The sequence below is a fragment of the Citrobacter sp. wls827 genome (genome assembly GCF_005280875.1).
GTDB classification, from domain to species: Bacteria; Pseudomonadota; Gammaproteobacteria; order Enterobacterales; family Enterobacteriaceae; genus Citrobacter; species Citrobacter youngae.
The window spans coordinates 421,600-436,868 of record NZ_SZWR01000018.1 but is presented as its reverse complement, the minus strand read 5'-3'; the positions used below and the strand labels follow the sequence as shown (position 1 = coordinate 436,868).

The window sequence follows — 15,269 nt, the reverse complement described above, 5'->3', positions numbered from 1 at the left end:
TCGGTTCGTAGCCGAGTACTCTATCCAGCTGAGCTACGGATGCAAATGGCGGTGAGGCGGGGATTCGAACCCCGGATGCAGCTTTTGACCGCATACTCCCTTAGCAGGGGAGCGCCTTCAGCCTCTCGGCCACCTCACCAACACGCCTCTTGCGAGTGCTTCGAAGAACTTGTTTCTGCTCATCGTCGCTGCGTGGCGCACATATTACTTTCTGGGACTTATAAGTCAAACAATTTTTCCAGAGCTTTTATCGTTTGCACATTTCACGCGCAATTAGTCTGCAAAAACGGCAAAAAGAGTGTTTTATCAACAGATAAATTGGCAATTTCCTGAGGCAGTGAACAAACGGAAACTTCGTAGGGAAAGGCATTACGCCCAGTGGAATCGAAAAAATGGGGAGGACGAAGAAGAACAGAGAAGAAAAAGGGTAACTCGATCAGGTTGCGCCTCACCAGACAGGTGAGACGCGAAAACCTTAGTAACTGGACTGCTGGGATTTTTCAGCCTGGATACGCTGGTAGATCTCTTCCCGATGGACAGAAACTTCTTTCGGGGCGTTGACGCCAATGCGCACCTGGTTGCCCTTCACCCCTAAAACTGTCACGGTGACCTCATCGCCTATCATGAGGGTCTCACCAACTCGACGAGTCAGAATCAGCATTCTTTGCTCCTTGAAAGATTAAAAGAGTCGGGTCTCTCTGTATCCCGGCATTATCCATCATATAACGCCAAAAAGTAAGCGATGACAAACACCTAAGTGTAAGCAGTCACGGCATCACATTCTGTTAAACCTAAGTTTAGCCGATATACACAACTTCAACCTGACTTTATCGTTGTCGATAGCGTTGACGCAAACGCTGCGGATTGAAGTCCGCAGCGTCGGCTTACGCTTATAATTTTTACAGTTTTGCGCTAACCCAGCCTTTCACACTGGCTAACGCTGCCGGCAGAGCCGCAGCATCCGTACCACCGGCTTGCGCCATGTCCGGACGACCACCACCCTTGCCGCCTACCTGCTGAGCGACCATCCCAATCAGTTCCCCTGCTTTCACGCGGTCTGTCACATCCTTAGACACGCCCGCAATCAGAGAAACCTTACCTTCAGCAACTGTTGCCAGTACGACAACAGTAGAACCCAGCTGATTTTTCAGATCATCAACCATGGTACGCAGCATTTTCGGTTCAACGTCCGCAAGCTCGCTGACCAACAGCTTCACGCCATTGATATCAACGGCTTTGCTGGAAAGGTTCGCACTTTCCTGCGCTGCGGCCTGTTCCTTCAATTGCTGCAATTCTTTTTCGAGCTGACGCGTACGTTCCAGTACGGAACGAACTTTGTCACCGATATTCTGGCTATCGCCTTTCAGCAACTGCGCAATATCGCTTAAGCGATCGCTTTCAGCATGCACGGTATTAAGAGCGCCTTCACCGGTCACGGCTTCGATACGACGAACGCCCGCAGCAGTACCAGACTCGGAGATAATACGGAACAGACCGATATCGCCCGTACGGCTGGCGTGAGTACCACCACACAGTTCGGTAGAGAAATCACCCATACTCAGTACACGCACGTGGTCATCGTATTTCTCACCAAACAGCGCCATTGCACCTTTGGCTTTCGCCGCCTCAAGATCCATGATGTTCGTTTCAATCGGCAGGTTGCGACGAATTTGCGCATTCACCAGATCTTCAACGGCACGGATTTCAGCAGGCTTCATCGCTTCGGTATGAGAGAAGTCGAAGCGCAGAATTTTATCGTTAACCAGCGAACCTTTCTGTGCCACGTGCGTGCCCAGAACCTGGCGCAGCGCCGCGTGCATCAGATGCGTTGCGGAGTGGTTCAGGCGAATACGCGCACGACGCGCTTCATCCACATCTGCCTGCACGGCATCGCCAACTTTCAGAGAGCCCGCAGACAGTTTGCCGATGTGACCAATCGCCTGACCATATTTCTGCGTGTCGCTAACGGCAAACGCGAAGCCCGCACCTTTCAGTTCGCCTTTATCGCCAACCTGACCACCAGATTCCGCATAGAACGGTGTCTGGTCAAGAACGACAACGGCATCCTGACCTGCGTTAATGGCGTCTACCGCTTTACCATCAACAAACAGCGCGGTGACTTTGCCGTTCAGTTCCAGGTGCTCGTAGCCTTTAAATTCAGAAGCACCATCAACGCGAATCATCGCATTGTAGTCTGCACCAAAGCCGCTGGCTTCACGTGCGCGACGGCGCTGTTCTTCCATTGCGGCTTCAAAGCCCGCTTCATCAACCTTAATGTTACGCTCGCGGCAAACGTCTGCCGTCAGGTCAACCGGGAAACCGTAGGTGTCATACAGACGGAATGCGGTTTCGCCGTCCAGCGTATCGCCGGACAGTTTTGCCAGTTCTTCATCCAGCAGCGCCAGGCCACGCTCCAGCGTACGCGCAAACTGCTCTTCTTCGGTTTTCAGAACCTGCTCAACCATAGACTGTTGACGCTTCAGCTCTTCGCCCGCGGAACCCATTACATCTACCAGCGGACCAACCAGCTTGTAGAAGAAGGTGTCCTTCGCACCCAGCATGTTGCCATGACGAACTGCGCGACGAATGATACGGCGCAGCACATAGCCACGGTTTTCATTAGACGGAACAACGCCATCGGCAATCAGGAACGCACAGGAACGGATATGGTCGGCGATAACGCGCAGTGATTTATTGCTCAGATCGGTCGCGCCGGTGACTTTCGCCACGGACTCAATCAGTGAACGGAACAGGTCAATTTCATAGTTGGAGTTAACGTGTTGCAGCACGGCCGCAATACGCTCCAGACCCATACCGGTATCCACGGACGGTTTCGGCAGCGGTTCCATGGTGCCGTCAGCCTGACGGTTGAACTGCATGAAGACGATGTTCCAGATCTCAATGTAGCGATCGCCATCTTCTTCCGCGCTTCCCGGAGGGCCACCCCAAATATGGTCGCCGTGGTCGTAGAAAATTTCGGTGCACGGACCGCAAGGACCGGTATCACCCATCTGCCAGAAGTTGTCGGAAGCATAAGCCGCGCCTTTGTTATCACCGATACGGATGATACGTTCGCGCGGAATACCGACTTCTTTTTCCCAGATTTCATAGGCTTCATCGTCAGTTTCATAGACGGTGACCCACAGACGCTCTTTTGGCAGGGCAAACCAGTTTTCACCGGTCAACAGTTCCCATGCGTATTGAATGGCGTCGTGTTTGAAGTAATCGCCGAAGCTGAAGTTGCCCAGCATTTCGAAAAAGGTATGGTGACGTGCAGTGTAACCGACGTTTTCCAGGTCGTTGTGCTTACCGCCCGCACGTACGCAACGCTGCGAGGTGGTTGCGCGGGAATAATTACGCTTGTCGAGGCCAAGGAAAACATCCTTGAACTGGTTCATCCCGGCGTTGGTAAACAACAAAGTAGGGTCATTGTTTGGTACCAGGGAGCTGCTGGCAACTACCTGATGTCCTTTACTATGGAAAAAATCGAGAAACGCCTGACGGATCTCAGCGGTGCTCTTGCTCATAATTATCCTGAAGAAATCAAGCTAACGAAATGTCATTACCAGCATCGGCACGTAAACTGCGCCTCTGGCAATCGAAAAGTGGGAATAAGATAAGTTTTCTTTACTGGGAAGTAAAATCCCGTATGCGCTCAATCGTCAAAATTTCGCCATATTGCCTGAATATCTTCCATCAGATAGCCGCGATAGAGCAAAAAACGCTGGACCTTTACCTTATCTGAAAATTCCACAGGTAAAGGTTCACCGTACTTCCGGACGGCCTGCTCGCGCGCAAGCACTGCCCAGTCAATTTCACACTCGCGCATAGCACGCTCAATGGACTCACGCGCGATCCCTTTCTGATTTAATTCCTGACGCACGCGGGCTGGTCCGTAGCCCTTACGACTGCGGCTGGCGATAAACTGCTGAACGAAGCGGTCATCATCCAGATAGCGACTTTCAATACACCAGGCGATGACCTTGTCGTAATCCTCCGGCGTAGCATCAATGTCTTCCGGTCCATTTTTTCCCATCACCGGAGCGGCCAGCTTACGCCGCAGTTCCTGCTCACTGTGGTCGCGCATCGCAAGTATTCGCACGGCGCGGTCAAGAAGTCGGGAATAAGCGGAACGGCGGGAAGTTGCGTCTGTCATAGTGAGCCTTCAGAAATGAAAAAGGGCTGCATGATATGCAGCCCTTTACTATATACGATTCAAAACAGGTTATCAGAAATCTTCGTTCGTTTCTTTTACGTCTTCACCACTGTCATCAACGGAGAAATCAGGCGTTGAATCCTGGCTATTGAGCAGTAACTCACGTAATTTCTTCTCAATTTCTTTCGCGGTTGCCGGGTTTTCTTTCAGCCAGTTGGTTGCGTTCGCTTTACCCTGACCAATTTTCTCACCGTTGTAGCTGTACCATGCACCGGCTTTTTCAATCAGCTTCTCCTTCACGCCCAGGTCAACCAGTTCGCCGTAGAAGTTGATACCTTCACCGTAAAGAATCTGGAATTCGGCCTGTTTAAACGGCGCTGCAATTTTATTTTTCACAACCTTAACGCGGGTTTCGCTGCCAACCACGTTGTCGCCTTCTTTCACCGCACCAATACGACGGATATCCAGACGAACAGACGCATAGAATTTCAGGGCGTTGCCACCGGTGGTGGTTTCCGGGTTACCGAACATAACGCCAATCTTCATACGGATCTGGTTGATGAAAATCAGCAGCGTGTTGGACTGCTTCAGGTTACCGGCCAGCTTACGCATCGCCTGGCTCATCATACGCGCCGCAAGGCCCATGTGAGAGTCGCCAATCTCGCCTTCGATTTCTGCCTTCGGCGTCAATGCGGCAACGGAGTCGACCACGATAACGTCAACCGCGCCGGAACGCGCCAGCGCATCACAGATTTCCAGCGCTTGCTCACCGGTATCCGGCTGAGAACACAGCAGATTATCGATATCAACACCAAGCTTACGGGCATAGACCGGGTCCAGTGCGTGTTCTGCATCGATAAATGCGCAGGTTTTACCTTCGCGCTGTGCGGCGGCAATAACCTGCAGTGTCAGCGTTGTTTTACCGGAGGATTCAGGCCCGTAGATTTCGACGATACGGCCCATTGGCAAACCGCCCGCGCCCAATGCGATATCCAGAGAAAGCGAACCGGTGGAGATGGTTTCCACGTCCATGGAACGGTCTTCACCGAGGCGCATGATGGAGCCTTTACCGAATTGCTTTTCGATCTGGCCCAGCGCTGCCGCCAACGCTTTCTGTTTGTTTTCGTCGATAGCCATTAATTACTCCTGTCATGCCGCTTTCGGGTTAAACCGCGAAACGTGATAGATAATGTTCTGTTGAGGCAATTATACTGTATGCTCATACAGTATCAAGTATTTTGTAGAAATTGTTGCCACAGGGTTTGTAACGCGTAGACAGTCGCCTGTCGACGTACCGCATCGCGATCGCCGCTAAAGCATTCCCGGCGAGTAATCCCCTCGCCGCTTGCGCTGGCAAAGGCAAACCATACCGTCCCCACGGGCTTGTCTTCACTACCGCCATCGGGTCCTGCGATACCGCTAATCGAGACGGCGAAGTCTGCACGGGCGGCTTTTAGCGCGCCAATCGCCATTTCAACGACCACCGGTTCACTCACCGCGCCATGCTGGGTCAGCGTCTCTTCGCGCACGCCAATCATCTGCGCTTTGGCTTCATTGCTGTAGGTCACAAACCCGCGTTCAAACCAGGCGGAGCTTCCGGCAATATCCGTAATCGCTTTGGCTACCCAGCCGCCGGTACAGGATTCCGCCGTCGTCACTGTTGCCCCGCGCGCTTTCAGCGCCAGGCCAACCTGCTCGCTTAACTGCATCAGTTCACTGTCGGTCATTTCAGCCTCTGTCAGTTAAAAAATATGCCGGACAAGATAGCACTTTCATAACCAATATGGGGATGGGGAGAACGTTTTACGAGGAGGATTCCAAAAATTGCTCCGTTGCACAAATAAGATCTGCCGGATGGGGATGTCAGGGCATCTTCTCCGGCCTACAAGAGATATCCTCCGGTAGGCCGGGGGAGCGATTACTGCACGCGCGCCAGCGCCACCGCCTGACCCAATTGCCACACGGCCATCGCGTAGTGGGTACTGTGGTTGTAGCGGGTGATGGTGTAGAAGTTCGGCAACCCATACCAGTACTGGTAGCCGGTACCGATATCCAGGCGCAGCAGGCTGGCCTGCTGATGATTCCCCAACGACTGCTGCGGCGTCAGGCCCGCGGCGGCAAGCTGAGAAATGCTGTACTGGGTTTTAAAGCCGTTAGCCAGCCCAGGCGCCTGACCATTTGCCGGAATCGCGACCGTATCGCCTTTCACCCAGCCGTGACCTTTGAAATAGTTCGCCACGCTACCGATGGCATCAACCGGATCCCACAGGTTAATGTGCCCATCGCCATTGAAATCAACGGCATATTGTTTATAGGAAGACGGCATAAATTGGCCGTAGCCCATTGCCCCCGCGAAAGAACCTTTCAAATCGAGCGGATCGTCGCTTTCATCTCGCGCCATCAGCAGGAAGGTTTCCAGTTCGCCAGAGAAGTATTCCGCACGACGAGGATAGTTAAACGACAGCGTCGCCAGCGCATCCAGAATCCGCGTTTTACCCATCACGCGGCCCCAGCGAGTTTCTACGCCAATAATACCAACGATAATTTCCGGCGGTACGCCGTATACCTGCCACGCGCGGTTCAGCGCATCTTCGTATTGATTCCAGAACGCCACGCCGTTTTGCACGTTATCCGGCGTGATGAACTGTTTACGATACCGCAGCCATGCGCCGTTAGGTCCGGCTGGCGGTTGCGTCGTCGGCGCCTGGCGGTCCATCAAACGCAATACCGAGTCCAGACGCTTGGCCTGCGACAGGATCTCCTGCAATTGCTGGCGGTCAAAGCCGTGCTTGTTCACCATTTTCTCGATGAACTGCTGTGCATTCGGATTATTGGCGAAGTCGCCGCTTGTTTGCATGACGTTGTGCTGCGGCTCAAGCAGGAAGCCGCCGGATGGCGTACCCGTAGTCGTTTGAGTCTCTGAAGGTTTGGGTTTGCTGCTACAGGCAGCAAGCAGTACGAAAAGGGGGAGTAACGCTACATAACGACGCTTGAACATGAGACATCCATTAAACAAATTCAGCCTGGGGGAAGTATGGTAAAGCATCCTCCGTCATACAAGGAAGCGGTAGTCGCTCTCCTTCACAGAATTTACATCCCCTTTCATCTCTGAGCCGCACATTTGCGAGCACTCACGCAATAACTTTCAAATTAAAATATTTTCCTTTCATTTTGAGATCAAAATAACACTTTTAAATCTTTCGATCTGATTAAAATTGGTTACCGTTTGGCAAGGTAACTAAAATCCCTACAGGAGAGAATAATGATCGACACCATCACACTCGGTGCGGAGTGGTTTATCGGGCTGTTCCAGAAAGGCGGAGAGGTCTTTACCGGCATGGTGACCGGTATTCTTCCGCTGCTGATTAGCCTGCTGGTCCTCATGAATGCGCTGATTAACTTTATTGGCCAGCAGCGTATTGAACGTTTTGCCCAGCGCTGCGCCGGAAACCCATTGTCCCGCTACCTGCTGCTGCCGTGCATCGGCACATTCGTTTTTTGTAACCCCATGACGCTGAGCCTGGGCCGTTTTATGCCAGAGAGATATAAGCCCAGCTATTACGCAGCAGCGTCCTATAGCTGCCACTCAATGAACGGCTTGTTCCCACACATTAACCCCGGAGAGTTGTTTGTCTATCTGGGGATTGCCAGCGGCTTGACGACGCTGGGCCTCCCGCTCGGCCCGCTCGCGGTGAGCTATTTGCTGGTCGGTCTGGTGACCAACTTCTTCCGTGGCTGGGTGACCGATTTCACCACCACCATCTTTGAGAAAAAAATGGGCATTCAACTTGAGCAGAAAGTGCATCTGGCGGGAGCAACATCATGACGCGTATTCGTATTGAAAAAGGCACCGGTGGTTGGGGTGGTCCGCTTGAACTGGAAGCAACGCCCGGGAAGAAAATTGTCTATATCACTGCCGGAACGCGCCCGGCGATTGTCGACAAGCTGGCGAACCTGACCGGCTGGCAGGCCGTTGATGGCTTCAAAGAAGGTGAACCACCAGAGAATGAAATCGGTGTAGCGATCATCGACTGCGGCGGCACACTGCGCTGCGGGATCTATCCAAAACGTCGTATCCCGACGGTGAATATTCACGCGACCGGGAAATCCGGCCCTCTGGCACAATACATTATTGAAGATATCTATGTCTCTGGCGTGAAAGAAGAAAATATCACCGTTGTCGGTGAAGCATCCGCTACGCCAACGCCTGTAAACAGCACTATCGGTCGCGATTACGACACCAGCAAAAAAATCACTGAACAGAGCGATGGCCTGCTGGCAAAAGTTGGCATGGGCATGGGCTCCGCCGTCGCGGTGCTGTTCCAGGCCGGGCGCGACACGATTGATACTGTGCTGAAAACCATTCTGCCGTTTATGGCGTTTGTCTCGGCACTGATTGGCATCATTATGGCTTCCGGTTTGGGTGACTGGATAGCCCATGGACTCGCACCGTTAGCCAGCCATCCGCTGGGGCTGGTGACCCTGGCGCTGATTTGTTCTTTCCCGCTGCTGTCGCCTTTCCTCGGCCCCGGTGCGGTTATCGCCCAGGTTATCGGCGTTTTGATCGGCGTACAGATTGGTTTGGGGAATATTCCCCCTCATCTGGCGCTACCTGCCCTGTTCGCCATTAACGCTCAGGCTGCATGCGACTTTATTCCTGTCGGGCTGTCGCTGGCCGAAGCGCGTCAGGACACGGTTCGCGTCGGCGTGCCATCCGTTCTGGTGAGTCGTTTTCTCACCGGCGCGCCTACCGTTCTCATCGCCTGGTTTGTTTCCGGCTTTATTTACCAATAAGAGGCACTCAAAAATGACCGTGATTTATCAGACCACCATCACCCGTATCGGCCAGAGCGCCCCGGATGCACTCAGCGACCAGATGTTGATTACCTTTCGTGAAGGCGCGCCAGCGGATATCGAGGAGTTTTGCTTCATTCATTGCCACGGCGAGCTGAACGGTTCGTTGCAAGCCGGGATCCAGTTTGAACTGGGCCAGCATCACTACCCGGTCACCGCCGTTGGCAGCGTAGCGGAACAAAATTTACGTGAACTGGGGCATATCACCCTGCGTTTTGACGGACTGAGCGAAGCGGAATTCCCCGGCACCGTACACGTTGCAGGCCCCGTGCCAGACGGTATCGCGCCGGGCTGTATTTTGAAGTTTGTTTCTTAAGATTGAAGGAGATAAAGATGAATCAGGTTGCCGTTGTCATTGGTGGAGGCCAGACCCTTGGGGCATTCCTTTGCCGTGGGCTTGCGACAGAAGGATACCGCGTCGCGGTGGTGGATATTCAAAGCGATAAAGCCGCCAACGTGGCGCAAGAAATTAACGCCGAGTTTGGCGATGGCACCGCCTACGGTTTTGGCGCAGATGCCACCAGCGAACAGAGCGTGCTGGCGCTATCACGCGGGGTGGATGAAATATTTGGCCGTGTCGATCTGCTGGTTTACAGCGCCGGTATCGCTAAAGCCGCATTTATTAGCGATTTTCAGCTTGGGGATTTCGACCGCTCACTGCAGGTGAATCTGGTCGGCTACTTCCTCTGCGCACGTGAGTTCTCACGCCTGATGATCCGCGATGGCGTTCAGGGGCGCATTATCCAGATCAACTCCAAATCAGGGAAAGTGGGCAGTAAACACAACTCTGGCTATAGCGCGGCAAAATTTGGCGGCGTGGGCTTAACCCAGTCGCTGGCGCTGGATCTGGCGGAATACGGGATCACCGTGCATTCATTGATGCTCGGCAATCTGCTGAAATCACCGATGTTCCAGTCGTTACTACCGCAATATGCGACCAAGCTTGGCCTTAAGCCAGACGAAGTTGAGCAGTACTACATTGATAAGGTTCCACTCAAACGCGGCTGCGATTATCAGGACGTGCTGAACATGCTGCTGTTTTACGCCAGTCCAAAAGCCTCTTACTGCACCGGGCAGTCCATCAACGTGACCGGCGGTCAGGTGATGTTTTAATGTTGAATTGCCGGATGGCGGCTACGCTTATCCGGCAAAATCAAAGGAGTACATTATGGTTTCCGCACTGATTACCGTCGCCGCTATCGCCTGGTGCCTGCAACTGGCGCTCGGTGGCTGGCAAATATCCCGCTTTAATCGGGCTTTCGATAAGCTCTGCCAACGGGGTCGGGTTGGCGTGGGGCGCTCCGGCGGACGTTTTAAACCCCGCGTGGTGATCGCCATTGCGTTAGATGAGCAGCAGCGGGTTACCGATACGTTATTTATGAAAGGTCTTACGGTATTCGCCAGACCCGGCAAAATTGCCACAATAATGGGCAAACATCTTGATGAATTACAGCCTGATGTGATCTTTCCCCATGATCCGCTATCGCAGAATGCACTATCATTAGCGCTTAAACTGAAACATGGGTAATTTCGTTGTGAATGCTAATAGCTTGCGAAATTATCATTTTGCAACCTATAGTCAGGGTAATCACGCCTATGAAACCTCGTCAGCGTCAGGCTGCCATACTGGAGCACCTGCAAAAGCAGGGAAAATGCTCGGTTGAAGAACTGGCCCACTACTTTGACACCACCGGCACGACCATTCGCAAAGACCTGGTCATTCTGGAAAATGCCGGCACCGTCATTCGTACCTATGGCGGCGTGGTATTAAATAAAGACGAATCCGACCCGCCAATCGATCACAAAACGCTAATCAACACGCATAAAAAAGAGCGGATTGCCGAAGCCGCCGTCCGTTTTATTCACGATGGCGACTCGATTATTCTGGATGCGGGCAGCACCGTACTGCAGATGGTGCCGATGCTCACGCGCTTTAGCAACATCACCGTTATGACCAACAGCCTGCACATTGTTAACGCCCTTTCGGAGCTGGACAACGAGCAAACCATCCTGATGCCCGGCGGGACCTTTCGCAAAAAATCTGCGTCATTTCACGGTCAGCTGGCAGAAAACGCCTTTGAGCAGTTCAGCTTTGATAAACTCTTCATGGGCACCGACGGCATTGACCTCAATGCCGGCGTGACCACTTTTAATGAGGTGTTTAGCGTCAGTAAAGCGATGTGTAATGCCGCTCGCGAAGTGATTCTGATGGCTGACTCGTCAAAATTTGGGCGCAAAAGCCCTAATGTTGTATGCAGTCTGGAAAGCGTCGACAAGCTGATTACCGATGCGGGTATCGACCCTGCATTTCGTCAGGCGCTGGAAGCAAAAGGGATTGAAGTAATCATAACCGGAGAAACCAATGAGTGATGCACTACTGAACGCGGGCCGTCAGACGTTAATGCTGGAACTACAGGAAGCCAGCCGTTTGCCTGAGCGACTGGGCGATGATTTTGTCCGCGCTGCCAATACTATCATCCACTGTGAAGGCAAAGTGATTGTCTCCGGGATTGGCAAATCCGGCCATATTGGCAAAAAAATTGCGGCGACCCTCGCCAGTACCGGCACCCCCGCCTTTTTTGTGCATCCGGCAGAAGCGCTGCACGGCGACTTAGGCATGATTGAAAGCCGCGATGTCATGCTGTTTATCTCCTACTCCGGCGGGGCTAAAGAGCTGGATCTCATCATCCCACGCCTGGAAGACAAATCCGTCGCCCTGCTGGCCATGACCGGAAAACCGACCTCACCGTTGGGCCTGGCCGCCAAAGCCGTGCTGGATATTTCCGTTGAGCGCGAAGCCTGTCCGATGCGCCTGGCGCCGACCTCCAGCACCGTTAACACGCTGATGATGGGCGACGCGCTGGCCATCGCCGTGATGCAGGCGCGCGGCTTTAACGAAGAAGATTTCGCCCGCTCGCATCCGGCGGGTGCGCTGGGCGCTCGTCTGTTAAATAAAGTGCATCATCTGATGCGCCGCGACGATGCCATCCCGCAGGTGACGCTTACCACCAGCGTCATGGACGCGATGCTGGAACTCAGCCGCACGGGTCTTGGCCTGGTCGCGGTCTGCGACGACCAGTCACTGGTGAAAGGGGTCTTTACCGACGGCGACCTGCGCCGCTGGCTGGTTGGCGGCGGAGCGCTCAGCACTCAGGTTAGCGAAGCAATGACCCAGAATGGCATTACGCTGCAGGCGCAGAGCCGCGCGATTGACGCCAAGGAGATCCTGATGAAGCGCAAAATCACTGCCGCACCGGTGGTAGATGAAAATGGTAAACTCACCGGTGCTATCAACCTGCAGGATTTCTATCAGGCCGGTATTATCTAATCCTTCAGCCCCAGACGCTTCGCCAGCCGGTGCAGGTTGGCGACGTCTGTTTCCAGCGCCCGCGCACTTGCCGCCCAACTATGGTTATTTTGCGCCAGTGCCCGGCGGATCATCTCCCGCTGGAACGACTCTGTTGCTTCACGCAGGTTGTGATGCTGTGGGATCTCCGCAACAACTTCCGCCGCCTGCGGAACCGGGCCTTCATCCTGCAGGGCAAAATGCTGCGCCTCCAGTACCACTTCATCCCCTGCCCTGGTCGCTCTTGCCAGAACCACCGCCCGGTGAATGGCATGTTCCAGCTCGCGCACATTTCCGGGCCAGCCGTAATTCAACAAATGGCTACGCGCACCGGGGCTTAACACCACGCGGGACAGTCCCAGCCGCAGCCGGCATTGCTCGCAAAAATAGCCTGCCAGCAGCACCACGTCTTCGCCGCGTTCACGAAGAGGCGGTACAGAAAGGGGAAAGACGCTCAGACGGTGGAACAAATCCGCACGGAAATTCCCGGCCAACACCTCTTCGCGTAAATCACGGTTCGTCGCCGCCAGCACTCGCACATTCACACGCAAGCTGCGATCGTCACCCACGCGCTGAATATCGCCGTACTGCAATACGCGCAGCAGCTTCGCCTGTAGCGCCAGCGAGAGTTCACCTATCTCATCGAGAAACAGCGTCCCATTGTCGGCCATTTCAAACTTACCGCTACGATTGCTGATAGCCCCGGTAAACGCGCCTTTTACGTGACCAAACAGTTCGCTTTCCGCCACGCTTTCCGGCAACGCCGCGCAGTTCAGATACACCAGTGGATTCACCGCGCGCGGCGAACCTTCATGGATAGCTTTAGCCACCAGCTCCTTCCCGGTCCCTGTTTCGCCGCTAATCAGTACGTTGAGATCGGACCCCGCCACAATCTCAATCTCTTTTTTCAACTGCATCATATTGGGCGACAGGCCAATCATCTGGGTTTCCGTCACCTGCTCAAAGTTGGTTGACGAACCTGGCAGCATATTCTGGCTTTCCAGCTGTTCAATCAGCAGCGCATTGCTCAATGCGCCAGCCGCCAGTGCGGCAATCAGCCTAAGCTCCTCATCGCTGAAAACATCGAACTGATCCGGCTCCATGCCATCCAGCGTTAACGCGCCAATCAAATTTTGACCGGCGAACAGCGGTAAGCCAATGCAGGCATGCACTTTCAGACTCTCCTGGCCTGGGATCAGCCCATCATACGGGTCGGGCAAATCGCTGTCGGCAGGAAAACGTACCACGTCCCCGGCGCGGGCAATCGCCTCCAGACGCGGATGCCCTTCCAGCGTAAAGCGCCTGCCGAGAACATCCTGCGCCAGCCCATCGATTGCCAGTGGAATAAACTGTCGCGACTCGTAGCGCAGCAGTGCCGACGCGTCGCACTCCAGCACCTGACGCAAGGTGGTTATCAGTCGTTGAAAACGGTCCTGATGCCCAATACCGCTTTGTAATTCAATGGCGATGCCCGCCAGCACGTCTACGGAAAAGCTCATGGCTACCTCATTGTCATTTTGACAATTCATATTGTCATATTGACAATAAAACATATAGTCATTTTGACTACCACCTTATAGGTGGAAAAACAACTAATCCTTTAAAATCAAATAAATAAAAATTTGGCACGCAACCTGCAATTAGCAAAACATCTTTTTTGAAAAACGCTGAATTAATTGAGGTTGTTATGTCTATTCTGGTTAAAAATAACATTCATTGGGTTGGCCAACGTGACTGGGAAGTGCGTGATTTCCACGGAACTGAATACAAAACGCTGCGTGGCAGCAGCTACAACAGCTATCTCATCCGTGAAGAAAAAAATGTCCTGATTGATACAGTAGACCACAAGTTTAGTCGTGAATTCGTGCAGAACCTGCGCAGTGAAATTGACCTCGCGGATATCGACTACATCATCATTAACCACGCTGAAGAAGACCATGCCGGGGCGCTGACCGAGCTGATGTCCTGCATCCCGGACACGCCGATTTACTGCACCGCCAACGCCATTGACTCTATCAACGGGCACCACCATCACCCGGAATGGAACTTTAACGTAGTGAAAACCGGTGATTCGCTGGACATTGGTAACGGCAAGCAGCTGATCTTCGTTGAAACGCCGATGCTGCACTGGCCGGACAGTATGATGACCTACATGACCGGCGATGCGGTGCTGTTCAGTAACGACGCCTTCGGTCAGCACTACTGCGACGAACGTCTGTTTAACGACGAAGTTGACCAGACTGAACTGTTCGAACAGTGCCAGCGTTACTACGCCAACATCCTGACGCCATTCAGCCGTCTGGTTACACCGAAAATTACTGAGATCCTCGGCTTCAACCTGCCGGTCGATATGATTGCCACTTCCCATGGCGTGGTATGGCGCGACAACCCGACACAAATCGTTGAGCTGTACCTGAAATGGGCGGCGGATTATCAGGAAGACCGCATCACCATTTTCTACGACACCATGTCCAACAACACCCGCATGATGGCGGACGCGATTGCCCAGGGCATCAACGAAGTTGACCCGAATGTAGCGGTGAAAATCTTTAACGTCGCCCGCAGCGACAAAAACGAAGTTCTGACCAACGTCTTCCGCTCTAAAGGCGTGCTGGTCGGGACTTCCACAATGAACAACGTGATGATGCCGAAAATCGCCGGTCTGGTGGAAGAAATGACCGGCCTGCGTTTTCGTAACAAGCGTGCCAGCGCCTTTGGTTCACACGGCTGGAGCGGCGGTGCGGTAGACCGTTTGTCCACGCGTTTGCAGGATGCGGGCTTTGAAATGTCCCTGAGCCTGAAGGCCAAATGGCGTCCTGACCTCGATGCGCTGGAACTGTGCCGCCAGCACGGCCGTGAAATCGCGCGTCAGTGGGCGCTGGCTCCATTGCCGGAAACAACCGTGAAAGCCGT

15 protein-coding genes and 1 tRNA gene are annotated in these 15,269 nt (G+C 53.5%); 8 read left to right on the top strand and 8 right to left on the bottom strand.

Features of this window, described 5'->3' with window-relative positions:
* Window positions 1-46 precede the first annotated feature (46 nt).
* The 7 genes from FDX03_RS15305 to mltB form a co-directional block, all read right to left on the bottom strand.
* Window positions 47-139 (bottom strand) — tRNA-Ser (locus FDX03_RS15305).
* Window positions 140-475: 336 nt separating this feature from the next.
* Window positions 476-661, bottom strand: a complete 186-nt coding sequence (csrA, locus tag FDX03_RS15300) for a carbon storage regulator CsrA (RefSeq protein WP_000906486.1) — start codon at window positions 659-661, stop codon at window positions 476-478.
* Between the two features lie 238 nt (window positions 662-899).
* Window positions 900-3,527, bottom strand: a complete 2,628-nt coding sequence (alaS, locus tag FDX03_RS15295) for an alanine--tRNA ligase (RefSeq protein WP_048213013.1) — start codon at window positions 3,525-3,527, stop codon at window positions 900-902.
* 128 nt (window positions 3,528-3,655) lie between these two features.
* Complete coding sequence (gene recX / locus FDX03_RS15290) at window positions 3,656-4,156, bottom strand: recombination regulator RecX (RefSeq protein WP_116361109.1); 501 nt, start codon at window positions 4,154-4,156, stop codon at window positions 3,656-3,658.
* Between the two features lie 72 nt (window positions 4,157-4,228).
* A complete protein-coding gene (gene recA / locus FDX03_RS15285) occupies window positions 4,229-5,293 on the bottom strand; it encodes a recombinase RecA (protein WP_121584967.1) in 1,065 nt (354 codons plus the stop codon).
* Between the two features lie 92 nt (window positions 5,294-5,385).
* Window positions 5,386-5,883, bottom strand: a complete 498-nt coding sequence (gene pncC, locus FDX03_RS15280; protein WP_101741665.1) for a nicotinamide-nucleotide amidase — start codon at window positions 5,881-5,883, stop codon at window positions 5,386-5,388.
* 191 nt (window positions 5,884-6,074) lie between these two features.
* Entirely contained in the window at window positions 6,075-7,154 is a 1,080-nt protein-coding gene (gene mltB, locus FDX03_RS15275; RefSeq protein WP_170973102.1) for a lytic murein transglycosylase B, read from the bottom strand.
* 264 nt (window positions 7,155-7,418) lie between these two features.
* On the opposite strand from mltB, the gene srlA reads away from it, so the two are divergent.
* The 7 genes from srlA (at window position 7,419) to gutQ (ending at window position 12,338) form a co-directional block, all read left to right on the top strand.
* On the top strand, window positions 7,419-7,982 hold the full coding sequence (gene srlA, locus FDX03_RS15270; RefSeq protein ID WP_137346151.1) for a PTS glucitol/sorbitol transporter subunit IIC: 564 nt from the start codon (window positions 7,419-7,421) through the stop codon (window positions 7,980-7,982).
* The gene (locus tag FDX03_RS15265) at window positions 7,979-8,950 is read left to right on the top strand and encodes a PTS glucitol/sorbitol transporter subunit IIB (RefSeq protein WP_061068450.1); all 972 of its coding nucleotides are present in this window, start codon (window positions 7,979-7,981) and stop codon (window positions 8,948-8,950) included. Before srlA ends, FDX03_RS15265 begins: the two co-directional genes overlap by 4 nt.
* Before the next feature lie 13 nt (window positions 8,951-8,963).
* Window positions 8,964-9,326: a PTS glucitol/sorbitol transporter subunit IIA gene (gene srlB, locus FDX03_RS15260; RefSeq protein ID WP_137346150.1), complete on the top strand. Its 363-nt coding sequence runs from the start codon at window positions 8,964-8,966 to the stop codon at window positions 9,324-9,326.
* A 17-nt stretch (window positions 9,327-9,343) separates the two neighbouring features.
* On the top strand, window positions 9,344-10,123 hold the full coding sequence (srlD, locus tag FDX03_RS15255; protein WP_005130555.1) for a sorbitol-6-phosphate dehydrogenase: 780 nt from the start codon (window positions 9,344-9,346) through the stop codon (window positions 10,121-10,123).
* A gap of 55 nt (window positions 10,124-10,178) precedes the next feature.
* The gene (gene gutM, locus FDX03_RS15250) at window positions 10,179-10,538 is read left to right on the top strand and encodes a transcriptional regulator GutM (protein ID WP_048213020.1); all 360 of its coding nucleotides are present in this window, start codon (window positions 10,179-10,181) and stop codon (window positions 10,536-10,538) included.
* A gap of 68 nt (window positions 10,539-10,606) precedes the next feature.
* Window positions 10,607-11,380 carry a DNA-binding transcriptional repressor gene (locus FDX03_RS15245; protein WP_048213021.1) on the top strand — a complete coding sequence of 258 codons (774 nt, stop codon included), beginning with the start codon at window positions 10,607-10,609 and terminating at the stop codon, window positions 11,378-11,380.
* Window positions 11,373-12,338, top strand: coding sequence for an arabinose-5-phosphate isomerase GutQ (gutQ, locus tag FDX03_RS15240; protein WP_137346149.1), 966 nt, complete (start codon window positions 11,373-11,375; stop codon window positions 12,336-12,338). The genes FDX03_RS15245 and gutQ overlap by 8 nt, the downstream gene beginning before the upstream one ends.
* Here the strand turns inward: gutQ and norR are convergent.
* On the bottom strand, window positions 12,335-13,855 hold the full coding sequence (norR, locus tag FDX03_RS15235; RefSeq protein ID WP_137346148.1) for a nitric oxide reductase transcriptional regulator NorR: 1,521 nt from the start codon (window positions 13,853-13,855) through the stop codon (window positions 12,335-12,337). The two genes, gutQ and norR, sit on opposite strands and share 4 nt — an antisense overlap.
* 188 nt (window positions 13,856-14,043) lie before the next feature.
* On the opposite strand from norR, the gene norV reads away from it, so the two are divergent.
* On the top strand, window positions 14,044-15,269 hold a 1,226-nt coding region (gene norV, locus FDX03_RS15230; protein ID WP_249357080.1), incomplete at its 3' end, for an anaerobic nitric oxide reductase flavorubredoxin.